Source organism: Caballeronia sp. HLA56 (genome assembly GCF_054655155.1).
The window spans coordinates 623,813-648,143 of the sequence record NZ_BAAHOB010000002.1 but is presented as its reverse complement, the minus strand read 5'-3'; the positions used below and the strand labels follow the sequence as shown (position 1 = coordinate 648,143).

General features: G+C 62.7%; 17 protein-coding genes and 1 pseudogene. 10 read left to right on the top strand and 8 right to left on the bottom strand.

Annotation, left to right across the window (positions count from 1 at the left end):
- Positions 1-86: 86 nt before the first annotated feature.
- The 5 genes from ACYQ47_RS09320 to ACYQ47_RS09300 all read left to right on the top strand — a co-directional run bounded on the left by ACYQ47_RS09320 (position 87) and on the right by ACYQ47_RS09300 (position 5,872).
- Positions 87-1,187, top strand: coding sequence for a LacI family DNA-binding transcriptional regulator (locus ACYQ47_RS09320; RefSeq protein ID WP_244830852.1), 1,101 nt, complete (start codon positions 87-89; stop codon positions 1,185-1,187).
- A gap of 106 nt (positions 1,188-1,293) precedes the next feature.
- On the top strand, positions 1,294-2,301 hold the full coding sequence (locus ACYQ47_RS09315; RefSeq protein WP_244830853.1) for an ABC transporter substrate-binding protein: 1,008 nt from the start codon (positions 1,294-1,296) through the stop codon (positions 2,299-2,301).
- A 70-nt stretch (positions 2,302-2,371) separates the two neighbouring features.
- Positions 2,372-3,928 carry a sugar ABC transporter ATP-binding protein gene (locus ACYQ47_RS09310; RefSeq protein ID WP_250511012.1) on the top strand — a complete coding sequence of 519 codons (1,557 nt, stop codon included), beginning with the start codon at positions 2,372-2,374 and terminating at the stop codon, positions 3,926-3,928.
- A 62-nt stretch (positions 3,929-3,990) separates the two neighbouring features.
- Positions 3,991-4,908 carry an ABC transporter permease gene (locus ACYQ47_RS09305; protein ID WP_459905485.1) on the top strand — a complete coding sequence of 306 codons (918 nt, stop codon included), beginning with the start codon at positions 3,991-3,993 and terminating at the stop codon, positions 4,906-4,908.
- A 7-nt stretch (positions 4,909-4,915) separates the two neighbouring features.
- On the top strand, positions 4,916-5,872 hold the full coding sequence (locus tag ACYQ47_RS09300) for an ABC transporter permease (protein WP_250511011.1): 957 nt from the start codon (positions 4,916-4,918) through the stop codon (positions 5,870-5,872).
- Positions 5,873-6,124: 252 nt separating this feature from the next.
- On the opposite strand, the gene ACYQ47_RS09295 is transcribed toward ACYQ47_RS09300, so the two are convergent.
- A complete protein-coding gene (locus ACYQ47_RS09295; protein WP_459905188.1) occupies positions 6,125-7,039 on the bottom strand; it encodes a tetratricopeptide repeat protein in 915 nt (304 codons plus the stop codon).
- A 254-nt stretch (positions 7,040-7,293) separates the two neighbouring features.
- Here ACYQ47_RS09295 and ACYQ47_RS09290 point away from each other — a divergent pair, with 254 nt between their 5' ends.
- The gene (locus ACYQ47_RS09290) at positions 7,294-8,082 is read left to right on the top strand and encodes a substrate-binding domain-containing protein (RefSeq protein ID WP_459905187.1); all 789 of its coding nucleotides are present in this window, start codon (positions 7,294-7,296) and stop codon (positions 8,080-8,082) included.
- Positions 8,083-8,306: 224 nt separating this feature from the next.
- Positions 8,307-13,185: pseudogene (locus ACYQ47_RS09285) on the top strand (response regulator).
- A 44-nt stretch (positions 13,186-13,229) separates the two neighbouring features.
- Here ACYQ47_RS09285 and ACYQ47_RS09280 read toward each other — a convergent pair.
- Complete coding sequence (locus ACYQ47_RS09280) at positions 13,230-14,348, bottom strand: 3-deoxy-7-phosphoheptulonate synthase (protein WP_305038186.1); 1,119 nt, start codon at positions 14,346-14,348, stop codon at positions 13,230-13,232.
- A 203-nt stretch (positions 14,349-14,551) separates the two neighbouring features.
- Here ACYQ47_RS09280 and ACYQ47_RS09275 point away from each other — a divergent pair, with 203 nt between their 5' ends.
- Positions 14,552-15,226 carry an HAD family hydrolase gene (locus tag ACYQ47_RS09275; protein WP_250511007.1) on the top strand — a complete coding sequence of 225 codons (675 nt, stop codon included), beginning with the start codon at positions 14,552-14,554 and terminating at the stop codon, positions 15,224-15,226.
- 6 nt (positions 15,227-15,232) lie between these two features.
- Here the strand turns inward: ACYQ47_RS09275 and ACYQ47_RS09270 are convergent, their stop codons facing one another.
- The gene (locus tag ACYQ47_RS09270; RefSeq protein WP_459905185.1) at positions 15,233-16,402 is read right to left on the bottom strand and encodes a porin; all 1,170 of its coding nucleotides are present in this window, start codon (positions 16,400-16,402) and stop codon (positions 15,233-15,235) included.
- Positions 16,403-16,597: 195 nt separating this feature from the next.
- On the opposite strand from ACYQ47_RS09270, the gene ACYQ47_RS09265 reads away from it, so the two are divergent.
- Together ACYQ47_RS09265 and ACYQ47_RS09260 are read left to right on the top strand one after the other, a co-directional pair.
- Positions 16,598-17,407, top strand: a complete 810-nt coding sequence (locus ACYQ47_RS09265; protein WP_250469291.1) for a class II aldolase/adducin family protein — start codon at positions 16,598-16,600, stop codon at positions 17,405-17,407.
- Positions 17,408-17,478: 71 nt separating this feature from the next.
- Positions 17,479-18,780 (top strand): MFS transporter, encoded by a 1,302-nt coding sequence (locus ACYQ47_RS09260; RefSeq protein ID WP_250469289.1) that lies wholly within the window; start codon positions 17,479-17,481, stop codon positions 18,778-18,780.
- Between the two features lie 9 nt (positions 18,781-18,789).
- Here the strand turns inward: ACYQ47_RS09260 and ACYQ47_RS09255 are convergent, their stop codons facing one another.
- The 5 genes from ACYQ47_RS09255 to ACYQ47_RS09235 all read right to left on the bottom strand — a co-directional run bounded on the left by ACYQ47_RS09255 (position 18,790) and on the right by ACYQ47_RS09235 (position 24,290).
- The gene (locus ACYQ47_RS09255) at positions 18,790-19,701 is read right to left on the bottom strand and encodes a LysR family transcriptional regulator (protein ID WP_459905184.1); all 912 of its coding nucleotides are present in this window, start codon (positions 19,699-19,701) and stop codon (positions 18,790-18,792) included.
- Positions 19,702-19,799: 98 nt separating this feature from the next.
- Entirely contained in the window at positions 19,800-21,104 is a 1,305-nt protein-coding gene (locus ACYQ47_RS09250) for an MFS transporter (RefSeq protein ID WP_250469286.1), read from the bottom strand.
- A gap of 32 nt (positions 21,105-21,136) precedes the next feature.
- The gene (locus ACYQ47_RS09245) at positions 21,137-22,057 is read right to left on the bottom strand and encodes an amidohydrolase family protein (RefSeq protein WP_459905183.1); all 921 of its coding nucleotides are present in this window, start codon (positions 22,055-22,057) and stop codon (positions 21,137-21,139) included.
- The gene (locus ACYQ47_RS09240; protein ID WP_310391872.1) at positions 22,054-22,992 is read right to left on the bottom strand and encodes an amidohydrolase family protein; all 939 of its coding nucleotides are present in this window, start codon (positions 22,990-22,992) and stop codon (positions 22,054-22,056) included. Before ACYQ47_RS09240 ends, ACYQ47_RS09245 begins: the two co-directional genes overlap by 4 nt.
- A complete protein-coding gene (locus tag ACYQ47_RS09235) occupies positions 22,989-24,290 on the bottom strand; it encodes an MFS transporter (protein WP_250469282.1) in 1,302 nt (433 codons plus the stop codon). The genes ACYQ47_RS09240 and ACYQ47_RS09235 overlap by 4 nt, the downstream gene beginning before the upstream one ends.
- Positions 24,291-24,331: the final 41 nt, after the last annotated feature.

Genomic DNA, 24,331 nt, shown 5'->3' with positions numbered 1-24,331 from the left:
AAACCCCGAGCGGCATTTCGCGGAATCATCATTAATATTAGCGGCACGCTCACGGATGAATCGCCGCCGTTACGACGGCGCGCCAGATGAAGAAAACCACCCAACGCCGCCCGACGATGACCGACATCGCGAAACTCACCGGAGTCTCGCAATCGACGGTATCGCTCGTGCTGAACAACGCGTCCGGCGCGAAGTTTTCCGACGCCACGCGCGACAAGGTGCTGCGCGCCGCGCACGAACTCGGCTATCGCATGACGCAGCGCGAGCCGCTTTCGTTCGCGCCGCTGGATACGGCGGAGCGCAATCTGATCGTCTATCTGGCCGATGAAATCTCGACCAGTCCGCATCCGGTGGTAAGCATCGACGGCGCGCGTGATGCCGCCTTCGCCCACGGCCGCATGCTCGCGGTTTATTCGACGCACGGCAACGCGGAAATCGAGGCGCGCGTGCTCGACGCGACGCTCGGCAATCCGGACGTGCTCGGCGTGATCTACGCGACGGTCTACACGCGCCGCGTCACCGTGCCCGCCGCGCTCGAACAGGTGCCGACCGTGCTGCTCAACTGCTATGCGAGCGAAGCGAACGTGTCTTCGGTCGTGCCGGCGGAGGTCGCGGGCGGTCACACGGCGACGGATCATTTGCTGGCGGCGGGGCATCGGCGAATTGGTTATATCAACGGCGAACCTTGGCAAGACGCGGCGCGCGACCGGCTCAAGGGTTATCGCACGGCATTGGCGACGGCGGACCTGCCGTTTGCGCCGGAACTGGTCCGCGAAGGCGACTGGGGACCGGCTACTGGATTCGAGCAGACGCTTTCATTGATGCGCGAGGCGAATCCGCCGACGGCCATCTTCTGCGCCAACGACCTGATGGCGCTCGGTGCAATCGAAGCGCTCAAGCAACTCGGACTGCGCGTGCCCGACGATGTCTCCGTGCTCGGCTACGACGATCAGGAGATCGCGCGCCATACGCATCCGCCGCTGTCGAGCGTGGTCTTGCCCAACTACGACCTGGGCCGCTGGGCCGTGGAAACGCTACTGCAGGAAGAACACAACCGCGCGGCCGGCGCACCGGTGCGACGCCGCACCGTGAAGCTGGACGGCCCGCTCATCGAACGCGGTTCCGTCAGGGAAATTACCGAAGCAAAGCAACTCGCAATTAATAATATTAGCGATGACGAGTCATAAGTCGACCACGCATTCGCCTGGAAATCAACTCTCGCAGCAGCAGACCGGGCAACACATAAGCATCGGCATCAATAGAAGAAGGCACCCATCCCTATCGGAGGAAGACATGCTGTCGCTAGAAAAGAACACTCGCCTAGGCTTGCGCCCGCTCGCCGCCACGCTTGCCGCCCTGACGCTCGCCATGGGTTTCAGCGCGGCCCATGCCGCCGATGACGGCTTGCCGAAGATCGCCAACAAGAAGCCGCTCAAGGTCGGCTTTGCGCAGACCGAGAGCAACAATCCATGGCGGCTCGCGGAAACCAAGAGCTTCAAGGATGTCGCCGCGAAATGCGGCTGGCAGGTAGTCATGACCGACGCGAACAGTTCGGCCGCGAAGCAGGTATCGGACATTCAAAGCATGATCGCGCAGCACGTCGATCTGCTCGTGTTCCCGCCGCGCGAAGAGAAGCCGCTCGTGCCGGTCATCCTGCAGGCCAAGAAAGCCGGCATTCCGGTGATACTCGTCGACCGCAACGTCGATCAATCGACGGTGAAGGCCGGCCGCGACTACATCACGTTCATCGGTTCGGACTTCATCGATCAGGGTCAGCGCGCCGCCGACTGGCTCGTGAAGGCGACCAACGGCAAGGCGACGATCATCGAACTGGAAGGCTCGACCGGCGCCTCCGCGGCAAACGACCGCAAGAAAGGTTTCGACGATGTCATCGCGAAGAACTCGGGTATGAAGATCGTCGCGTCGCAAAGCGGCGATTTCGCACGCGACAAGGGTCGTCAGGTCATGGAAACGCTGTTGCAGGCGCATCCGGACGTGACCGCCGTCTACGCGCATAACGACGAAATGGCGCTCGGCGCGATCGCGGCGATCAAGGCGGCCGGCAAGCAGCCGGGCAAGGACATCGTGCTCGTGACCATCGACGGCACCAAGGGCGGACTTGAAGCCATTCAGGCGGGCGAACTGGGCGCAAGCGTGCAGTCGAGTCCGTTCTTCGGCCCGCTCGCGTGCGACGTCGCGCAGAAGTTCGCGAAGGGCGAAACCATCCCGCCGTGGGTCAAGGTCTCGGACCGCTTCTACGACAAGAGCAACGTCAAGGAAAGCATGCAGTACGGGTATTGAGCGCAGTTGGCTGGTTCGCGGGCGTCTATCCACGGACGCCCGCTCTTTTCTCCGGACGAACACCGACGCCATGCCCAACGCTCCCCTCCTCGACATGCAGGACATCGACATCGCTTTCGGCGGTGTGCCCGCATTGAAGCGCGCCCGCCTCACCGTGGCGGCGGGCGAAGTGCACGCGCTCATCGGCCAGAACGGCGCAGGCAAGTCCACGCTCATCAAGATTCTTACGGGCGCGTATAGAAAGACGGCGGGCACGATTCGTTTCGATGGCCGCGAAACCGATTTCCGCACGCCCAAGGAAGCGCGTGAAGCGGGCATCAGCACGATCTATCAGGAGATCAACCTGGTGCCGTTCCGGTCGGTGGCCGAGAACATCTTTCTCGGACGCGAACCGCGCCGCTTCGGACTCATCGACTGGAAAACCGTGCAGCGGCGCGCGCATGAATTGCTCGAATCGTTCGGCCTTCACATCGACGTCAAAAAGCCCGTGCGCGAATATTCCACCGCCATTCAGCAGATGGTCGCGCTGGCGCGCGCGGTATCGTCGGATGCGAAGATGGTGATCATGGACGAATCGACTTCCTCGCTCGACGAGCGTGAAGTCGAATTGCTGTTCACGGTCGTGCGCCGCTTGCGTGACGACGGCCGCGCGGTCATCTTCGTGTCGCACCGGCTGGATGAACTCTATGCACTGTGCGACCGCGTCACGGTGATGCGCGACGGCCAGACCGTCGCCGAAAGCAGCATGCAGGAGATGGACAAGCTCAAGCTCGTCACGACCATGCTCGGCCGCACGCTTGCCGCCGTCGTGCACGAAGACGATGCCGTGAAGGAAGCGAATCTCGCCAAGCGCGGCGCGGTGGCGTTGCGCGCGCAGGGTCTCTCGGCGGGCGCGAAAGTCACCGACGTCACGCTCGATGTCCACGCGGGCGAAGCCGTCGGACTCGCCGGATTGCTCGGCTCGGGCCGCACGGAAACCATGCGCCTGTTGTTTGGCGCGGACCGTCCGTCCAACGGCACGCTCGCGGTCGACGGCGCGGAGGTCGCATTCAAGTCGCCGAAAGACGCCATCGCGCGCGGCATCGCTTATCTCACCGAGGATCGCAAGGCCGAAGGCATCGTGCCGGAGCTTTCCGTGCGCGACAACCTCACGCTCGTGTGCCTGCCGGCGCTGACCAGACGCGGCGTGATCGACGTGGCCAAACAGCGCGAAATCGTCGATGGCTTCATCACCTCGCTCGGCATCAAGCTGCGCTCGCCGGATCAGCCGATCCGCGAGCTATCGGGCGGCAATCAGCAGAAGGTGCTGCTCGCGCGCTGGCTCGCGACCAACCCGCGTCTCTTGCTGCTCGACGAACCCACGCGCGGTATCGACGTCGGCGCGAAAGCCGATGTCGCGAAAATCGTGCGCGAGTTGCGCGATGCGGGGCTTGCGGTGTTGCTGTCGGCATCGGAACTGGAAGAGTTGACGGCGGTGGCCGATCGCGCGGTCGTGATCCGCGACGGCGAAACGGTCGCGCAACTGGACGGCGCGCAGATGACCGAGACCTCGATCATGGATGCGATCGCTTACGGCACGGGCGAGGAATCGACATTGGCTTCGGCCGCTCAAGGAACCGAGTCGTGATAGAGAAAACCGGCGCACCTATCGTCGCGGAAACCGCGCCCGCGCGGAAGAAAAAACGCGGCATGGCGATTCAACGCGAGATCGTCGTGCTCGTCGCGATGATCCTCTTCAACCTGCTCTTTACCGATCACTTCTGGTCGCTGCAGACCTTCAACGTGAACCTTACGCAGGTGGTGACGATCGTGATCGTCGGCATCGGCATGACGCTCGTGGTGGCGACAGGCGGCATCGACCTGTCCGTGGGCGCTTCGATGGCCATCTCCGGTGCGCTCGCGCCGATGCTCTTCATGAACATCGACGGGCCGGGCGGCTTGCTGCTCGCATTCACCTTGCCGATCGTGGCGGCGGCACTATGCGGCTTCTTCAACGGCTTTCTCGTGACGCGGCTGAATGTGCAGCCTATCGTCGCGACGCTCGTGCTGTTCATCGCGGGACGCGGCATTGCGCAGGTCGTCACCGATGGCAGCCTGCAGGCCTTCAACAATCCCGCGTTTCAGTGGATTGCGCTGGGCCGCGTGGCGGGCGTGCCGTTTCAGATCCTGCTCATGCTCGCGCTCGTCGCCATCTTTACGTGGATCGTGCGTAAGACGCTCTTCGGCAAATATCTGCTCGTGACGGGCGGCAACGAGGAAGCGGCGTATCTTTCCGGCATTCCGACCGCGCGCGTGAAGATGATCGCGTACACGGCGTGCGCGGCGCTCGCGGGTCTGGCCGGACTGATTTCGATCTCGGTGAATTCGTCGTCGGATGCGAATGTGGTCGGCCTCGGCGTGGAACTCGATGCCATCGCGGCCGTGGCCGTCGGCGGCACCGCGCTCACGGGCGGCAAGGCGTATATCACGGGCACGCTGATCGGCGCGCTCATCATCCAGTTGCTGCGTTATACGCTGCTTGCACACGGCATTCCGGATGCCGCCGCGCTGGTGCTGAAAGCTGCGATCATCATCGCCGCTGTGTACGTGCAGAGAAAGCGAGGCTGACGACGACATGAAGAAGAACCTCCCGATTCTCATCGCGCTCGCGGCGCTGCTCGTGCTTGGCGTCGTGCGGTACGAGCACTTTGCATCCGAATACAACGTGACGTCGTTCTGGCGCTACAACTCCATGTTCGCACTGATTTCCATCGGCATGGCGTTCGTCATCATCACGGGCGGCATCGATTTGTCCGTGGGCGCGGTGGCCGCGCTCGCAAGCGTGGTCGCGGCGCTCGCGAGTCCGCATGGCGGCGTGGCGGCGGTGCTCGCGGGCTCGGCTGCCGGTCTCGCGGTGGGCCTGCTCAACGGGCTCGTGATCACGCATCTGCGGATACTGCCCTTCATCGTTACGCTGGCGACGAGTCTCGGCGCGCATGGCCTCGCGCTTCTGCTCGGCCATAACGATGCCGTCGCCATCTCGTCGGACACCAGCTTCGCCAACTTCGGCCAAGGCGATCTCTTCGGCTTGCCGATTCCGGGGCTCGTCGCGGCCGCGGCGGCGATTGTCGGCTGGATCGCGCTGCGCAGCTCGCGCTTCGGGCGGCATGCACTGGCTATCGGCGGGAGCGAGGAAGCATCGCGTCTGATGGGACTGAATGTGGACCGCACGCTCGTCGCCGTGTATGCCGTGAGCGGCCTGCTCGCGGGCATCGCCGGCGCGATTCTCGCGGCGCAATTCGGCGCGGGACAGCCGAACGAAGGCATCGGCTGGGAACTGTTCGCGATCTCGGCGGTGGTGCTCGGCGGCACGCGTCTGACAGGCGGCGACGGCTCTATCGCGATGACCATTGCGGGCGTCGCACTGCTCGGCCTCGTCTTCAATCTGCTCAACTTCGAGAACGGCCTGGGCTATATCTCGTTATCGGCTTACTGGCAGTCGGTGATTCGCGGGTTGTTCCTGCTGCTCGTGATCGTGCTGCAGGCGCGGGTGCTGAACAGGAAAGCGTTGGTGGCGAAGGTGGCGCGGTAGAGTTTGGATGTTGCACGAGCGTTGGAGCTTGATGAAGTCTATCGCGACGAAACGCCGCTTTAGCAAGCAGCGCCGCGCCTTGCGATCGATGCAACCGGCAAAGTGCGGACCCTTCCCCGCGAACGCGTGAAGGGTCCGGTCATGCCTGGGGCATTCTGCTCGCTGCATCGCCATGGAAAGTGGCACGGAGCAGCGAGAGGTGTTGTGTTCGACATGCTCCTCGCAGGAACAATCGCCCGGCTTACCCAAGCATTAGGGCGACGTCTTCTGGTTCGGCGGAGTTGCAAACACCGTCCCTGGTACAAGCGGGGCCGGTTTAAGTTGACGCGTAAGAACGAAGTTGAGCGCATCCTTCGCGCGCGCGTCGTCGGGGCGAATGGCCAGCGCCTGACGCAGCGCACCTTCCGCCTCGGCGAATCGGCCGAGATTGAGCATGGCCATGCCTAAACCGATGCTCGCCTCGAAAAACGGCTGACGCCGTGCCAAAGCTTCCTTGAAGTGCGCCTCGGCCTCGGCCGGATTGAAGCGTCGTTCCGACACATTGCCCAGACCGCAATAGGCTTCCGCCGATTTGGGATCGATGTCCAGCGCACGATGGAATGCAGTGTCGGCTTCGGTTAGACGAACGGCGGCGCAAAGGACATCACCGAGCGCAAGATAGCCGGAAACCGACTGCGGCTGCGCTTCGATGGCAGCATGCGCTGCAACCTCGGCTTCCGGCAGACGCTGCCGACGGCGCAGCAGATCAGACAGCGCACAATGCGCCTGAACCATGTCCGGCTGATGATGGATAGCCTGGCGAAAAGCGTCCTCGGCTTCCGACTCGCGCTTTTCGTCGCTGAGGATGCAGCCGAGCATCCAGTGCGCGAGTGAAGAATCCGGCCTGATAGCCAGCGCTTCACGGCAAAAGGATGCGGCGTCGGCGAAACGCTTTTGATCTGCCATGACAAGCGCCAGATTGACGACAATCTCGGCGGACGTGGGCTGCAAAGTCCGCGCCTCGTTCAACAACGTCTCTGCTTCGGCGAAGCGGCCAAGCTGGCGCAGCACCAGCGCGAGATTGTTTTTTGCTGCAACCGAGGAAGGATTGGCCTCGATGTCTTGACGAAACTTCGCTTCGGCTTCAGCAAATGTCATCGTTACGTTTCGATCATTGTCTTCAAGCATGGTGATTATTTCTCTTGCGTAGGAAACCAAACTAATTCGATCTCAGGTAGATATCTGTTATTTCGTCTTGCGGACAGGAGATGAGGCGTTCGCTTGATCCCTCTTCGCGAATCAAGTCGCGGCGTTGTTTCCACATTCGTACCGGTGCCCGCAAAAACGAAGGCCGAACGATAACGCATCGATTTCAGTATAGTGCAAAAAGTTATGACCAAATCCAACCTGGCCCAGCCATTGAACCACCAAACAAGCCGCCTATGAAACCACTCTCCTCAAGACTCGCCGCATTCGTGTTTATCGCTTTCGGCGCCATTGCCGCGCCTGTTTCCTCGCAAGCCGAGGAGCTTCATGTCATGAGTTCAGGAGGCTTCACCGCCGCCTATAACATCCTCGGCCCGAAGTTCACGGCCGCAACCAGCAATACGCTCGATACCCAACTCGGCCCGTCGATGGGCAAGGCGCCCGAAGCCATCCCCAATCGACTCGCGCGCGGCGAACCCGCCGATGTCGTCATCATGGTGGGCTATGCGCTCGACAATCTCATCAAGGAAGGCAAGGTCATGCCGGACTCGCGTGTCGAACTCGCCGATTCGCGCATCGGCGTATCGGTGAAAGCGGGTGCGCCGAAACCCGACATCGGCAATGTCGATGCGTTGAAGGAAACGCTGCTGCACGCAAAATCGATCGCTTATTCGGACAGCGCGAGCGGCGTCTATATCCAGAACGAGATGTTCAAGAAACTCGGCATCGAAGATCAGGTGAAACCCAAGGCGAAGATGATCCCGAAGATTCCCGTGGCCTCGGTCGTCGCGGGCGGTCAGTACGAACTCGGCTTCCAGCAAGTGAGCGAACTGTTACCGGTACAAGGCGCGGATTTCGTCGGCAGGATTCCGGAGTCCGTGCAGTCCGTCACGCGTTTCGCAGCGGGCATTCCGGTTGGCTCGAAGCACCCGGAGGAGGCGCGCGCCTTGCTTCGCTACCTCGCTTCGCCGCAGGCACAAGACACCGTGCGCGCCACCGGACTCGACCCGATCGCCGCGCATTGAAGCGCAGGCAGGTGCCACGCGCCGGTTCACCTTGCGTTTCATGCGTATTTGCGAAGCGAAAACGGCGTTCCGTGCGAAAATCGAGATGCTCGCGCAAGCGCCTCCACAGGCAGGATTGGTCCGCTCAATAGTTGAAGAGCCGTTCGCTGGGCCAAGCCGGGTTAAGCCGATCCACACGCGAAACGACATGCAAAAAAGACATGCAGCGAGGAGAACCTGCGTCAATGGAAGCTGACAAGCTGATACCGGACACGCGCACCAACGCGCCCGAGCCGAGCTTTCTGCTCGGCGGCGGCGAAATGGGCGCGCTCATCCGCGCTTTCGACTGGACGCAAACCTCGCTCGGCTCGCCCGAACAATGGCCGCAGAGTCTCAAGACGGCCGTGCGCATCATGCTCACCTCGCGGCAGCCGATCTGGGTCGGCTGGGGTCCCGACCTCCTGTTCTTCTACAACGATCCTTACAAGTCGATCATCGGCGGCAAGCATCCGCAAGCGCTCGGTCAGCCGACGTCGGTGGTGTGGCGCGAAATCTGGAACGAGATCGGCCCGCTGCTCGACACCGCGCTTGCCGGCATCGAAGGCACCTTCGTCGAGCAAAAGCTGCTCATCATGGAACGCAACGGCTTCCCGGAGGAAACGTACTACACCTTCTCCTATAGCCCGATTCCGGACGATCGCGGCGGCGCGGGCGGCATCATCTGCGCCAATAGCGACGATACCCAACGCGTGCTTGGCGAACGCCAGTTGCTCGTGCTGCGCGAACTGGCTGCGTCGGCCGCGAACGCGCGTTCGTGGCGCGAGGCCTGCGAACGTTCGATGAACGTGCTCGCGAACGCCGCGCGCGACATGCCTTTCGCGTTGCTCTATACAGCCGAGCCCGGCGACGAAAGCGCCACGCTCACCGGCGCATGCGGCATCGCGCCGGGCAGTGCGGCCGCGCTGGAAGTGCTGCACGCGGCGCATGCGGGCGCGTGGCCCGTTCACGAAGTGCTGCGCGACAACCAAGCGCGGCTCGTGACCAATCTGAAGGGTTTCATCGACGGACCGCTGCCCACCGGCTCGTGGAACGCCGCGCCGACGCACGCGGTGCTGCTGCCTATCGCGCCGTCGGGCGAGACCGGGCGCGCGGGCGTGCTGATCGCCGCGCTCAATCCATACCGTCTCTTCGACGAAGGCTATCGCGCGTTCCTGAATCTCGTGGGCGGCCAGATTGGCGCGGCCATCGGCGCCGCGCATGCCTATGAAGAAGAACGCCGCCGCGCCGAGGCGCTCGCCGAAATCGACCGCGCCAAGACCACCTTCTTCTCGAATATCAGCCACGAGTTCAGAACCCCGCTCACGCTGATGCTCGGCCCGCTCGAAGACCTGCTGACGAAGCCGGAGCGCGCGGGCGACGAAGTGCGTCTGCTCGAAATCACGCATCGCAATGGCTTGCGCCTGCTCAAGCTCGTCAACGCGCTGCTCGACTTTTCGCGCATCGAGGCCGGGCGTATCGAGATTCATCGGCAGACCACCGACATCGGCGCGTTCACGGCGGAGCTGGCTTCGTTGTTTCGCTCGGCCATCGAATCGGCGGGGCTGCGCTTTTACATCGACATTCCCTCGACGCCGGTGCTCGCCGACATCGATCGCGACATGTGGGAAAAAGTCGTGATGAACCTGCTGTCGAACGCGTTCAAGTTCACGTTTCGCGGCACGATCGAAGTGACGCTGCGCACGAACGCCGCGCAGCGCGTGGAGATGAGCGTGCGCGATACCGGCATCGGCATCGCGGAGGCGGAACTGGCGCGCGTTTTCGAGCGCTTTCATCGCGTGGCGGGCGCGACCGGGCGCTCGGTGGAAGGCAGCGGTATCGGCCTTGCAATGGTTCAGGAACTCGTCAAGCTGCATGACGGCGCCATCAGCGTGCAAAGCAGTCCCGGCGAGGGCACGTGCTTTACCGTGACGCTGCCCGCCGCGCATGAACGAGTCGACGCGCTACATGCCGATACGCCGCGCGCGCAAGCCAGCAGCGGCGCGCGCAGTTATGTCGATGCCGCCTTGCGCTGGATTCCCGACGCAAGCGAACCGGCGCTCGCCCTCGACGACGAAACACCGCTCGGCGCGGGCGCGAACGCCAGCGCATCCGCCGATGAAATCCGCGGCCGCGTGCTGGTGGTCGACGACAATGCCGACCTGCGCGAATACATGCGTCGCATGCTGGTCGCGGCGGGCCACGAAGTGAGCGTCGCGGCCGACGGCGAGAGCGCGCTCGAAGCGGCTCGCACCGGGCATCCCGAAGTGATCGTGTCGGACGTGATGATGCCGCGCCTCGACGGCTTCGGCCTCTTGAACGCCGTGCGCGCCGACGAAGCGCTGCGCGAGACACCGGTCGTGCTGCTGTCCGCGCGCGCGGGCGAGGAAGCGCGCCTGGGCGGTCTCGAAGCCGGCGCGCACGACTATCTGACCAAGCCCTTCGCCGCGCGAGAATTGCTTGCGCGAGTCGCGAGCAATCTGCGCATCGCGCGGCTGCGGCGCGCGTCCGAGGAGAACCTGCGCGAAGAGTCGCGCATGCTGGAGATTCTGAACGACGTCGGCACCACGGTCGCGGGCGAGCTCGATCTGTCGCGCGCCGTGCAGGTCGTCGTGGATGCCGCCACCGAGCTCACCGGCGCGGCCTTCGGCTCGTTCTTCTACAACCTGCTCGACGACAAGGGCGAGAGCTACACGCTCTATTCCATCTCCGGCGTGCCGAAAGGCGCGTTTTCGCGCTTTCCCATGCCGCGCAACACCGCGCTCTTCGGCCCGACTTTCGCGGGCGAAGGCGTGGTGCGTTCCGACGACATCACGAAAGACCCGCGCTACGGCCAGAGCGCGCCGCATTACGGCATGCCGGAAGGTCATCTCAGCGTATGCAGCTATCTCGCCGCGCCCGTCATCTCGCGCACGGGCGAAGTGCTGGGCGGGCTGTTTTTCGGTCATCCCGAACGGGCGATGTTCAACCTGCGCGCGGAGCGGATCGTCGTGGGTATCGCCGCGCAGGCGGCTATCGCCATCGACAACGCGCGGCTCTTTCAGGCGGCGCAGGACGAGATCGCCGAGCGCACCAAGGCGCAGGCCGCGCTGCACGATCTCAACGATACGCTCGAACGCCGCGTCGCCGACGCCATCGCGGACCGCGACCGGCTGTGGGAACTGACCGAAGACCTGTTCGTCGTGACGAGCTTCGAAGGCGCGCTGTTGCGCGTGAGCCCGTCGTGGTCGACCGTGCTCGGCGTCGATCTGCAGCGCGTGCATGCGCGAACCATGCTCGACCTCGTCCATCCCGACGACGTCGAAGCGGTCGCGAGCGCGATGGAAAGTCTGCGCCAAAGCGGCGCGTCCGTGCGTTACGAGTGCCGGCACGGCTTCGTGGAAGGCGGCTGGCGCTGGATCGCGTGGACCTTGTCGATCGACCCGGCCACGCGCCGCATACACGGCGTGGGGCGCGACGTCACCGCGGACCGCGAAACCGCCGACGCGCTGCGGCACGCCGAGGAAGCGCTGCGCATGGCGCAGAAGATGGAAGCCATCGGCAAGTTGACGGGCGGCGTCGCGCACGACTTCAACAATCTGCTGCAGGTGATCGGCGGGAATCTGCAATTGCTGGCAAAGGACGTCGCGGGCCAGGAACGCCCCGAGCAGCGCGTGAAGAGCGCGCTCGCGGGCGTGGCGCGCGGCGCGAACCTCGCCTCGCAGCTGCTTGCGTTCGGCAGACGCCAGCCGCTCGCGCCGAAGGTCGTCAATCTGGGCCGCTTCGTGCGCGGTCTCGACGACATGTTCCGCCGCGCGCTGGGCGACGGCATCGAGATCGAGACGATCGTATCGGGCGGCTTGTGGAACACGCTCGTCGATCCGTTCCAGGTCGAGAACGCGCTGCTCAATCTGGCGATCAACGCGCGCGACGCGATGAACGCGCACGGCAAGCTGACCATCGAAGCGGGCAATGCATCGCTCGATGAAAACTACGCCAAGCGCCACGCCGACCTGTTGCCCGGCCAATACGTCATGGTCGCTGTTACCGATACCGGCTCGGGCATGTCGCCCGAAGTGCAGGAACGCGCGTTCGAACCGTTCTTCACCACCAAGCGCGAGGGCCAGGGCACGGGTCTCGGACTCTCGATGGTGTACGGCTTCGTGAAGCAGTCCGGCGGCCACGTGAAGGTGTACAGCGAGGAAGGACACGGCACGACGATACGCATTTATCTGCCGCGCGCACGCCAGGAAGAAGACCTCGAAACCACGATCGACGCCGGCCCCGCGCACGGCGGCGACGAAACCATTCTCGTGGTCGAGGACGACGAAGAAGTGCGCGCAACCGTCGTCGCCATGCTTGGCGACCTCGGTTATCGCGTGCTTCGTGCAAAGGATGCGCAAAGCGCGCTGGCTATCGTCGAGAGCGGCGTGCCCGTGGACCTGCTCTTCACCGATGGTCGTGATGCCCGGTCCGCTACGCAGCCCCGAACTGGCGCGAAAGGCGCGCGAACGCGTGCCGGGTATCGCGGTGCTGTTCACGTCGGGCTACACGGACAACGCCATCGTGCATGCGGGACGGCTCGATGAAGGAATCGATCTGCTGAGCAAGCCTTATATGCATGAGGCGCTCGCCCGCAAGGTGCGTCAGGTGCTCGCGGCTAGCGGCAAGGGCGCGAGTTCCAGCGCACCGCCCGCGACGGTCACCGGCAACACGGTTTCCGATGCCGCGCCCGCCGACGCCCTTTCGCACCTGCGCGTGCTGTTCGTCGAAGACAACGAACTCGTGCGCGTAAGCAGCGCCGAGTTGCTGCGCACGTTCGGGCTCGATCTCGTGGAAGCCGGCAGCGTCGCCGAGGCGCTCGCCCTGCTGCGCGAAGAGCGCTTCGAACTCTTGCTGACCGATGTGGATCTGGCGGGCGAATCGGGCATCGAGCTGGCCCTTGCGGCTAGCCGTGAGGCGCCCGGAATCGGCGTGGTGTTCGTCACCGGATACGACCTCGTCTTGAGCGCCGACGAACGCAAGGCCTTGCCGCGCGCGACGCAGTTGCGCAAGCCCTACGACCCGCTGGCGCTGATCGAAGCGTTGAACGCAGCGGTGATTCGGTGATCCGCTAGCCGTCTCCGAACGCGGAGACGGCTAGGTACGCACGCCTAGCCGCGACGGCGCTGTCTCACCGCATCGGCAAGCAGGTCGAGCACCGGCTCGGTCTGGCTCCAGCCGAGACACGCATCCGTGATCGAGACGCCGTGCTTGAGCGGCACGCCCGGCTTGAGGTCCTGCCGCCCTTCGTCCAGATGGCTTTCGATCATCACGCCGGTGATGCGGCTTTCGCCCGCGATCAGTTGCCGCGCGATGTCTTCGGCCACATCCACCTGCCGCAGATGCGACTTGTTCGAGTTGGCATGCGAGCAATCGATCATCACCTGCTCGCGCTGTCCGAGCGCCGCCAACGCCGCGCAACTCGCCGCGACGCTGGCCGCATCGTAATTCGGTGCTTTTTTGCCGCCGCGCAGGATCACGTGGCAGTCGTCGTTGCCGCGCGTTTCGAAGATGGCGGCAAGGCCCATCTTCGTCATGCCCATGAAGGCATGGCTCGCGCGCGCCGCGACGATCGCGTCCGCCGCGACTTGCACGCCGCCGTCCGTGCCGTTCTTGAAGCCGATCGGGCAACTCAGCCCCGACGCCAGTTGCCGATGGCTCTGACTCTCCGTCGTGCGTGCGCCGATTGCGCCCCACGCGATCAGGTCCGCGATGTACTGCGGACTCAGCAGGTCGAGAAACTCGGTGCCCGTTGGCAGACCAAGCTCGCTGATTTCCAGCAGAAGCTCACGCGCGCGGCGCAGACCTTCGTTGATACGGAAACTGCCGTCCAAACGCGGGTCGTTGATATAGCCCTTCCAGCCGACCGTCGTGCGCGGCTTTTCGAAGTACACACGCATGACGATCAGCAAATCGTCGCCGAGACGATCCGCGACGGTCTTTAGATGGTGCGCGTATTCGATCGCCTGGTCGTGATCGTGAATGGAACACGGTCCGACCACGACTACGAGGCGGTCATCGCGGCCATGCAGAACGTCCGCGATGCGCGCGCGGCTCGTTTCCACGAGCGCCTGCACGCCGGGCGTGACCGGCAGTTCGTCGAGCAAAAGCGCTGGCGAGATCAGCGGGCGCACCGCGCCGATGCGCGTATCGTCGATACGGGTCGTGTCTTGCGTGGAGTCGGCCACGCCGGCCTCCTGATCGCGGGAGGGATTGTCGATGCGGCTCAAGGTCAGCTCCGTCGGGCGTAATGAATGCGTAAAGAGTGCATGTTGCGGCTATTCGATGCGAGAAAACCGCGCACTTTTGGCCGCGCGGTGCAAACATCGATTATCGCATTTGAAGCGCATGCGTCGCGCATTTCCGAAAGCGGACGAGGATCGTGCGTATCATGAAAGGAACCGGAACACGCCATTCATCAAGGGAGCAGACCATGCGAATCGAAACATCCTTTCTCTTCGATCTCGACGGAACGCTGGTCGACAGCGTCTATCAGCACGTGCTCGCGTGGAAAGAAGCGCTGGATAGCGAGGGCATCGAACTGTCGGTGTGGCGCATTCATCGCAAAATCGGTATGAGCGGCGGCCTCTTCACCGATCAATTGCTGCGCGAAACGCATGGGGAGATCAACGCGGATCGCGTGGAACGTCTGCGGCGCCTTCATGCCGACGCTTATCAAAGTCTGCGCGCACAGGTCTGCCCATTGCCGGGCGCGCGCGAATTGCTCGACGCGCTGACCCAGGCGGGCACGCGCTGGGCGATCGCCACGAGCGGCCGCATGGAAACGGCGGCGTTCAATCTCGAAGCATTGGGCGTGGACCCAGGCAAGCAAGTGGTCGTCACGCGCGATCAGGTGAAATACGCCAAGCCCGATCCCGACTTGTTCCTTGCGGCGGCCGCGCGTCTGAACGTGCCGATCGAGCATACGGTGGTGGTTGGCGACAGCATCTGGGACATGCTCGCGGCGCGTCGCTGCCGATCGCTCGGCGTCGGCCTGCTGTCGGGCGGTTATGGCAGCGACGAACTGGAACGCTCGGGCGCGCTGCGCGTCTACGAAGACCCCGCCGACCTGCTGTTCCATCTCGACGAAGTGGCCGCGCGCCCTTGAATCATGCTAGAACGCGTGCCGCAAGCCGACAGTGACGCCGACTTGCGTACCTGTCGATGACGGCGACAACGTATTGAGCATCGCCTGCCCGAGCACGGAATCGGGCGGCGCGCCCTTTACGTGCTGATAGACGCCTTCGAGATAGACATCCGTGCGTTTCGAGAGCGAATAGTCGGTCTGCAACATGACCGTATGCCACGACGGATAAGCGATGGATGCAGCGTTGCCATAAGCGCCGTCCGTGAACGTGTAAGCCGCCGATACGCTCAACACGGGCGTGAGCGCGTAATGCACGTTCGCTTCGTAATTGTCGAGACGCAGGGTGCCATCGAGCGGAATATAGTTGCCGAGCCCGATGGAAAGCACGCTGTTCATGTTGTCGAGTTGCGTGTGCGACCAGACGAGACCGACCGTCGCCGGCCCGAAGGTGGCGTTGGCGCCCGCGCCCCAGATGCGCTGCCGTTGCGCGACGAAGTTCGCGCTGCCATCCCCTTGCGACACCGCGCCATTCAAATTCGTCCCCGCAATGCCGCCGCCCGCGTTATTCAATTGCAGATAGCCGCCCGCGACCGTGAACGGCCCTTGCGCGTACGATGCCGAAAAGCCATACGCGCGGTTATCCGCGAAGTTTCCGGCGCTATTGCCGAAGGAATACATGCTCTCGACCGTCACGCCGCGATAAGTGGGGCTGACGTATTTGACGGTGTTGTTGATGACGACCGAGTTTGCCGCCAGATTATCGTTTTCGAACGGATGCGCCGAGATGCTGCCGCCCCACGTATTGAATTCGGCGGTGAGCGGACCGAGCAGATCGTTGAGCACGTCGTATTGACGCCCGGCCGTGAGCGTGCCGTAGTCGTCGTGTTGCAGGCCGACCCATGCTTGCGAGCCGAAGCCATCGCCCGCGAATGCATTGGTGCCGTTATTCAGATTGAAGCCTTGCTCCAGCTTGAAGATGGCCTTAAGGCCGCCGCCGAGATCCTCACTGCCTTTCAGGCCGAAGACCGTGTTCTGCGTGACGCTGCTGAGCATCTGCCAGTTGCTGTGGCCGGTCTGATTGTTGGTATAGACGATACCCGTGTCGATCAGGCCATATAGCGTGACACTGCTTTGCGCATGCACCGAAGCTGCGCATATAGCGGCGGGCAGTGCGACCATCAACATTGACCTTTTCATTGCTGAAAGCTCCATGAACGATTGAAAGCGACGGCCTGCCGGGAGAGCGGCGACTGGCAATTGATCGTACGACGCCAAAATTGTGCGGGCGCAATATCGGCATGGCGTTGCATAAATGCTATTCCGGCGCGGTACTGAATTCTTGCGGAAGGCTTTCCTATACTGGGGTCTCACATTTCGAACAAGGGGACACCGATGTTGATGGAAGCAAAGGAATCGATCTACAGCCCGACGCAGGACGGGCTGATTTTCCCCGAAGAGCCCACGTTTTCCTCCTCGGCGGAAGAACGGCGCTATCGCAAAGAGCATCTCGCCGCCGCATGCCGGATCTTCGCGCGGCACGGATTCAGCTTCGGCTTCGGCGGCCATCTGACCGTGCGCGACCCGGAACATCCCGAACTCTTCTGGACCAATCCGATGTGCGTGCCATGGTCACGCGTGAAGACCTCGCAACTCGTGCTCGTCGATCATTCGGGCACAGTGGTCGAAGGAAAGTACGCGGTGAACCGCGCAGGCTACGTGCTGCATTCCGCGATCCACGCTGACAATCCCGACATCATCGGGTCGTGTCACGCGCATACCGTTCATGGCGATGCGTGGGCCGCAATGGGCAAGCCGCTCGACTATGTGACGCAGGACGCCTGCATGTTTTATGGCTCGCATATGGTCGTGCGCGACGGCGCGGGCAAGGTGCCGGTCGCGGATGCATCGGGTAATCCGATTGCACGCGCCTTCAACGAACACAAGGCCGTAATCCATCAGAACCATGGGCTTCTGACGGCGAGCCGCCATAGCATCGATGATGCAGTATGGACGTTCATCGCCCTCGATCACTGTTGCAAGATGCAGCTGCTCATGGACGCGACCGAATCGCGCCCGTTGCAGATCGACCCGGAGCATGCCGAGTATTCGCATCGTCATCTGGGCAACTCGTTCATCAGCTGGCTGCATTTCCAGACCATGCTGTATGAGATCGCCGAAGAGGAGCCGGAATATCTCGACTGAGCAATGACCCAGCGGCATGCGTGCCATACGAGCATGCCGTGATAAAGCGCTAAAAAATACAGGAGACAAGCATGGAAGCGCTATACGGAGATCAGGCCGTCAAGGAAACGGATGCTGGCCGCATCTATGGCAGGGCTTACTGGCGGCTCTTGCCGTTGCTCTTGATCTGCTATCTCGTGGCATATCTGGACCGTGTGAACGTTGGCTTCGCGAAGTTGCAGATGCTCGATGCACTCGGCTTCGACGACGCCATCTATGGCCTCGGCTCGGGCATCTTCTTCGCCGGCTACTTCTTCTTCGAGGTTCCGAGCAATCTCGTGATGCGCAAGGTCGGCGCGCGCCGCTGGATTGCGCGCATCATGCTCACGTGGGGTGTCATTTCTGCGGCGATGGTCCTCGTCAAGACGCCGACCATGTTCTACATTGCGCGCTTCATGCTTGGTGCCGCCGAAGCAGGCTTCGCACCGGCGATCATGTATCTGCTCACGCTGTGGTTTCCCGCGCGCTACCGCGGTCGCGCAATGTCCATCTACGTGATGGGCGCGCCGCTCGCGTTCGTCGTCGGCGGGCCGATTTCCGGCTATATCCTGCACGCGTTTTCAGGTAACGACCAGCTAGCCCCGTGGCAATGGCTTTTTCTGATCGAAGCGCTGCCCGCCATCGTGCTCGCCTTCGTCGTGTTGCGCTTTCTTGACGACGATCCCGCCAAGGCGCGCTGGCTTTCGGACGACGAACGCAATCTCGTGCTCGCCGACATTCGCGCGGAAAACGCCAGCAAGATCGACTATACGAGCGTGCGCGGCTTTCTCGGCAACAAGAAATTGTGGGCGTTCTGCGCGATCTACTTCTGCCTCATCATGGGTCTTTATGCGCTCGGTTTCTGGATGCCCTCGCTCGTCAAGCGCAGCGGTGTCGCCGACCCGTTCGCCATCGGACTCTATACGGCCGTGCCGAACATCTTTGCGGCGATAGCGCTATATTTGTCGAACCGCAGCGCCGATCGCACCGGCGGCAGGCGCATCCACTTCGCGGCGTTCATGGTTATCGGCGCGGTTGGACTTGCCGTAAGCATGTGGTTGTCGGCGGGGCCGCTCGTGACGGTAGCTTGCCTGTCGGTCGCCGCAGCGGGCGTCTATTCGTGCATCGCGCTGTTCTGGGCCTTGCCGACAAGTCTCTTCGTGGGAGCATCGGTGGCGGCAGCGTTGGCGTTCATCAATTCAGTGGGCAATATCGCGGGCTTCATGTCGCCGTATCTCGTAGGCTTGCTCAACGTGTGGCTTGGACACGCGGAAGTCGGCATGTATGTGATCTCCGCATTCCTCGTGCTCGGCGCCTGCATGACAATGCGCTTGCCTCGAACGTTGGACAAATGACGCGTTGCTTCAGGCGGCCCACGGCGGCCGCCGGAGCTTATCCGCCACGTAATCAATAAACGCACGCACGCGCGGATGCAAAGTCGAATCGCGCGGATACAGCACATAGATCGCGGTTTCGTCGCTCGATTGAAAGTCGGTGAGCAAAGGCACGAGCATGTTGCTGCGAATGGAAGGCAACACCATGTGTTCAGCCATCCGCGTAATGCCCACGCCTGCAAGACACATATAAACGGAACTCACGCCGCTGCTCGTCTGAAAGTTGCCGTTGATGAGCATGGACGTGCGCTCGCCGCCGACCATGAAAGGCCAATGGTTGAGATGGTCCATCGGCGGTTCCCACATCAGGCAGTTGTGTCGGGTGAGTTCCGCGGGTGTTGAGGGTACCCCATGTCTGGCGATATACGCAGGCGACGCCGTGACCACTCGCTGCAGATGACATAGCTTGCGGCTCACGAGATTCGAGTCCTGCAAATTGCCCATGCGGATGGCGACATCGAACCCTTCTCCGATGATATCGGCGAGCGTATCCGAAAGAGAAAGCCGCACGCGCAGGCCCGGATAACGTTCGAGAAATGCCGGAATGAGCGGCACGATCTGATCCATGCCGAACGACGTAGCCACGGTCACGCGAATATCGCCGGACATGTGCTGGCCCGCGCGCGAGAGTTGTGCTTCGCCGCTTTCGAGTTCTTCGAGAATGCGCTTGCAGAGCGCGAGATACTGCGTGCCCTCCTGCGTCATCTGAAGGCGACGCGTGGAGCGCCTCAAAAGCGATACGCCGAGCCGCTTCTCCAGCGCGGATACAGTGCGGCTGACGTAAGGCTGCTGCAAATCGAGCGAGAGCGCCGCAGCTGTGAAACCGCCCGTCTCGGCGACGGCCCTGAAGATCCTCATCTCGGTGAGGCGTTCGTCCTTCATGCTGTCACGATGCCTGGGGAAACAGGCATCGTAGCGTGCCTCGCTGGCAGGGCCTATCGGGGAAGGCACGGACATCCGGTCTGTGCCTTCCGGCTGCCTCAACTCCTCACCCCCACCCCCGCCGCCCCAACTCCACTACGCCCACGCAAGACACACCCCACCGCCACCGCGCCGACCAACAAACCCGCCGCCACGACGATCAACGCCACATCCGTGCGTCCCGTCACGTCCTTGAGATAGCCGATCATATAGGGCGACACGAAGCCCGCGAGATTGCCGATGGAGTTGATCATCGCAATGCCCGCTGCCGCCGTCACGCCGGTGAGAAACGCCGTCGGCAAGCTCCAGAACAACGCGGGAATCGACAGCACGCCCATGTTGGCGATGCACAGCGCGATCACGCCCAATACCGGCTGGTTCTGCCACACGACGCACAACGCAAAGCCAAGCGCGGCCATCGAGAACGCGGCAATCAGATGCCACTTGCGTTCCTTGCGACGATCCGCCGAGAATCCGAACGCCAGCATGCTGATGATCGCGCACACGCCCGGCAACGCCGTGAGAAGCCCGATGGTGAATGGATCGGCCACGCCCATCTTCTGCACGAGCGTCGGCATCCAGAAGCTGATCGCGTACAGCCCCATGTTGTAGACGAAATAGATCAGCACCAGCGCCCAGATGCGCCCATGACCCAGCAGGCTCATGAAACCATGCGCGATCTTGTCGCGATTCTCCGCCGCAAGCACCGCGCTCAGATGCGTCTTCTCGCCATCGGTCAGCCACGTGACGCGGCGAATATCCTCGCTCATGCGGAAGTAGATATAGATGCCGAGGAGTATCGTCGGAATGCCTTCGCACAAGATCAGCCACTGCCAGCCGCGCATGCCGCCGACGCCCGACAGAAAGCCGAGAATCGAGCCAGACACGAGTCCGCCGATTACGCCCGACGATGCCAGCGCGATATAAAACACGCCCCATGCGCGTCCGCGTCGCGCCGCCGGATACCACTGGCTCATGTAATAAATCGCGCCCGGAATGAAGCCCGCTTCGGCGAGACCCAGCAGAAAGCGCATGACATAAAACTGCGTCGGCGTGCGGATGAAAATGGTCGCGCACGAAAGCAGGCCCCACGTCACCATGATTCGCGCAATCCAGCGTCGCGCACCCACGCGATGCAAGATTACGTTGCTAGGCACTTCGAGCAGAAAGTAACCGAGAAAAAAGATGCCCGCGCCGAAGCCATACACGGCATCGCTGAAATGGAGGTCGCTCGACATCTGCAGCTTGGCGAACCCCACGTTCACGCGGTTCAAATAGGAAAAGAAAAATCCGAGCATCAGCACGGGCAGAATGCGCAGGGATATCTTTCTGAAAAGCCTGTTTTCGTCGATGGCGGGCGTCATGTCAGTCTCCTTGATTTCGTGCGGTCATGTTTTTATTCGACGCGATAGAAACGTCGCGCGGTCCCTTCGAACAACGCGCGTAAATCGGTTTCGGTGGCTTGTGGCAAGGCGCCGAGCACATCGGCGACGATCTCCGTGAAGCTCGCCGACAAGTTACCCACCGGCAGATTGCTCGCGAACATCGAACGCTCGTAGCCGAATAGATCGACGGCTTCGCGAATCACGCGGCGATTGCTCGCGCTGTCCCACGTGCCATTCGGCAAGCCGAGTTCCGATACCTTCAGATAGACGTTCGGACACGCCGCGAGCTTCTCCATGCCACGGCGCCAGATCGCGACGCCTTTGTCCGATCGATCGAGCGGCAAGCCGAGATGGTTCGTGACGATAGGCGTCTTCGGGAATGCACGCGCCACTTCCGCCGCTTCTTCCAAGTGCCAATACGGCACGCGCAAGTCCCACGAGAAGCCGTACTTATCGAGTAAAGCAAGACCCGCAAGCCATGCTTCGTCTTGCATCGTGCCCGGTTGGCCCGCAACGGATTCATGCGGACCGCTGGAGATTTCAGGCTTCGAGCGCACGCCGCGCGCGAGCGGGCTGTTTGCATGACCTGCGAGAATCGCATCGCAATCGGGCTGCACGAAGAACACATGGCCGACGATCGCGCTGGGTAATCCCGTTTTCGCGTTGAGCGCGGTGAGCCAGTCGGTTTCGCGCACTTGTTGCTTGCGCGAACGCTCCGCTTCCACATGCACGGTGCCGATCACGTTGAAGCCGGCCGTCGCCTGGCGATACTGCGGCGGCAAAAAGTCCTGACACATTCGGCGATAGTCGCCGAGGAAGAAGGCGTCGTCGTACTCGTTCGTGAGCCAGGGAAAGTCGCCGTCCGACAGGTCCCAGAAGTGATGATGCGCATCCAGTATCGGCAAGTCGAAGCCGAGCGTGTTGGTGGTCATCGCGATGTCCTTGCGTGAGTGCCGCGTGCGTTGTCGTCGAGCCCTTCCGGGCGATAGATGCGCACGGCCGTATCGTGAAAGAAAGCCTCTTGATCCGCGCGCGGCCAGGCGCGCACCAGTTCGGCAAAGCCGCGTAGCAGACCGTCGAGCGAGATGAACATGCCATCCACGGGGAAGTTGCTGCCGAACATGAGACGCCCGGCGCCGAAGACTTGATGAAGCGTATCGAGCACTGGCTGGTTTGCGGCCACGCTCCACGGCTTGCCCGCCTCGCACAGCCCCGACACCTTCACGGCCACGTTCGGCAAACGCGCGAGTTCTTCCAGCGCCGCGCGCCAACCCGTAAGCGTCGCGTTCGATCTATCGCCGGGCACGCCCGCATGATTGACGATGAGCGTGGTGTGTGGAAAATCGCGGGCGAGCTGTGCCGCTTCGGACAATTGCCGCCACGACGCCTGCAAGTCGAAGTGCAGGCCGTATCGTTCGAGCAAGGCATAGCCGCGCTGCCAGCGTTCGTCGGACATGAGCGTGCGGCCATCCTTGTCCGGTGCGCCCGGCTTGTGACGCACGCTGCGAACGCGAGCCACGCGGGCTTGCGCGGACAACACGTCGTCCACGTCGGCGCGGTCGAGCCACGCTTGCGCCACGATCGCGTTGGGGCGACCCGTCTCTTCGGCAAGCTCGCGGACATAGCGCGTTTCGCCAAGCGGATCATCCGGGTTCCACTCGGCTTCGACATACACGCTGCCGATCACGCGATGCCCCGCCGCATCACGCAGATAGTCCGATGGCAGGTACGTCTCTTTGATCGGCGTGTAGTCGCCGTAACGATGTTCGACCAGCACGCCCGGCATGAGCCACGGATAGCGATTCGCTTCGAGGTCCCAGAAGTGCTGATGCGCGTCGATGATCGGCCCTTCGTACAACTCGTTCATGCGCGCGCTCCCGGATCGTTGCGGCCGAAATCGATAAAGAGCGAGCCGACGAGATAAGCGAACGCCGCCGCCGCGAAGAACAGGATGACCGCCGTGAAGCCGCCTGTCATATCGACGATCACGCCCACGACGATAGGCACGATGATCGCGCCGCCCGTGCCCGCGAAGTTCATCACGCCGCCGACGAGGCCGACTTGCTCGCGCGGTGCGAGCATCGCGGGAATGAGCCAGTACAGGCCGCCCCACAAGTGAAAGAACACGCCGAGCGACAACACGGCGACCGCGAGCCGGATATCCGCCACAAACGGCAAAGCCAGCAGACAAAGAAGCGACATGCCGCCCGACACGCCGAAGAGGATCTTGAACGCCGTCTTGCGTGCGAAATGCCGTTGCAACCAGTCGGCTGTCACGCCCGACAGAATCTCGCCGACCGCGCCCGCGAGAAAAATGATGAAGGTCGCGAAGCCCATGCTGCGGATATCGAGCCCGCGTCCGACCGACAAATAGTTCGGTCCCCAGGTCACGAGGCCGAAGAACACCATCGCCCAACCGACACGGCCCACCACCATCGCCGAAATGATGCCGCGTGACAGCGGCGCCATCTTCGCGCTAGGGGCTTCGCCAGCAACGAGCTTCTGCTCGCGGATATACGCGACTTCCGCCTGGTCGATACCCGCGTGCCGCTCGGGCGTCTCGCGCAGCATGCGATAGACGACGAGACCGAAGACGATCGTCACCGCTCCCACGATCAGGAACGCCGAACGCCACGATCCCGAGAAGCCGATCAGCGCGCTGATGAGCAGGCCACCGAGCGCCGAGCCGAGCGGCGCGCCGCTATCGATGAGTGTCACGCCGCGCGCCCGTTCCGCGGGCGGCAGCCACGCCGCCGTGAGCTTGGTCGCGGCGGGCATGTAGGGCGCTTCGAACACGCCGAGACCGATACGCGTAAGCAACAGCGTCACGCCGTTCATGGCGAACGCGGCAAGACACTGGAAGCCGCCCCACAGCACCGCCGAGATGCCGATCATGCGGCGTGCGCCGAAGCGGTCGGCGGCCCAGCCAGCGGGAATCTGGAACGTGCTGTACGTCCAGAAGAACGCAGAGAGGATCAACCCCTGCATCGTCGCGGCGAGATGAAACTCGCGCACGATGGTCGGCATTGCAATGGACAGCGACATGCGGTCGATGCAGTTGATCGTATAGAGCACGAAGAGCAGCAGCACCATGCGCCAGCGGGTGGTGCAAAGAAGCGCGCGCAGCGAACTGCCCGAGGCGCTCGCGGATAAATTGGTTTGCATGTCTCCTCCTGTATGGGTCGAAAGCCCTCGTCGTATCGCAG

Bases quoted from the DNA above. Each gene is read 5' to 3' on its own strand.
- ACYQ47_RS09235 (WP_250469282.1), bottom strand. From the start codon at position 24,290: ATGCAAACCAATTTATCCGCGAGCGCCTCGGGCAGTTCGCTGCGCGCG.
- ACYQ47_RS09320 (WP_244830852.1), top strand. From the start codon at position 87: ATGAAGAAAACCACCCAACGCCGCCCGACGATGACCGACATCGCGAAA.
- ACYQ47_RS09275 (WP_250511007.1), top strand. From the start codon at position 14,552: ATGCGAATCGAAACATCCTTTCTCTTCGATCTCGACGGAACGCTGGTC.
- ACYQ47_RS09300 (WP_250511011.1), top strand. From the start codon at position 4,916: ATGAAGAAGAACCTCCCGATTCTCATCGCGCTCGCGGCGCTGCTCGTG.
- ACYQ47_RS09255 (WP_459905184.1), bottom strand. From the start codon at position 19,701: ATGAAGGACGAACGCCTCACCGAGATGAGGATCTTCAGGGCCGTCGCC.
- ACYQ47_RS09315 (WP_244830853.1), top strand. From the start codon at position 1,294: ATGCTGTCGCTAGAAAAGAACACTCGCCTAGGCTTGCGCCCGCTCGCC.
- ACYQ47_RS09240 (WP_310391872.1), bottom strand. From the start codon at position 22,992: ATGAACGAGTTGTACGAAGGGCCGATCATCGACGCGCATCAGCACTTC.
- ACYQ47_RS09250 (WP_250469286.1), bottom strand. From the start codon at position 21,104: ATGACGCCCGCCATCGACGAAAACAGGCTTTTCAGAAAGATATCCCTG.
- ACYQ47_RS09265 (WP_250469291.1), top strand. From the start codon at position 16,598: ATGTTGATGGAAGCAAAGGAATCGATCTACAGCCCGACGCAGGACGGG.
- ACYQ47_RS09310 (WP_250511012.1), top strand. From the start codon at position 2,372: ATGCCCAACGCTCCCCTCCTCGACATGCAGGACATCGACATCGCTTTC.
- ACYQ47_RS09295 (WP_459905188.1), bottom strand. From the start codon at position 7,039: ATGCTTGAAGACAATGATCGAAACGTAACGATGACATTTGCTGAAGCC.
- ACYQ47_RS09260 (WP_250469289.1), top strand. From the start codon at position 17,479: ATGGAAGCGCTATACGGAGATCAGGCCGTCAAGGAAACGGATGCTGGC.
- ACYQ47_RS09245 (WP_459905183.1), bottom strand. From the start codon at position 22,057: ATGACCACCAACACGCTCGGCTTCGACTTGCCGATACTGGATGCGCAT.
- ACYQ47_RS09290 (WP_459905187.1), top strand. From the start codon at position 7,294: ATGAAACCACTCTCCTCAAGACTCGCCGCATTCGTGTTTATCGCTTTC.
- ACYQ47_RS09270 (WP_459905185.1), bottom strand. From the start codon at position 16,402: ATGAAAAGGTCAATGTTGATGGTCGCACTGCCCGCCGCTATATGCGCA.
- ACYQ47_RS09305 (WP_459905485.1), top strand. From the start codon at position 3,991: ATGGCGATTCAACGCGAGATCGTCGTGCTCGTCGCGATGATCCTCTTC.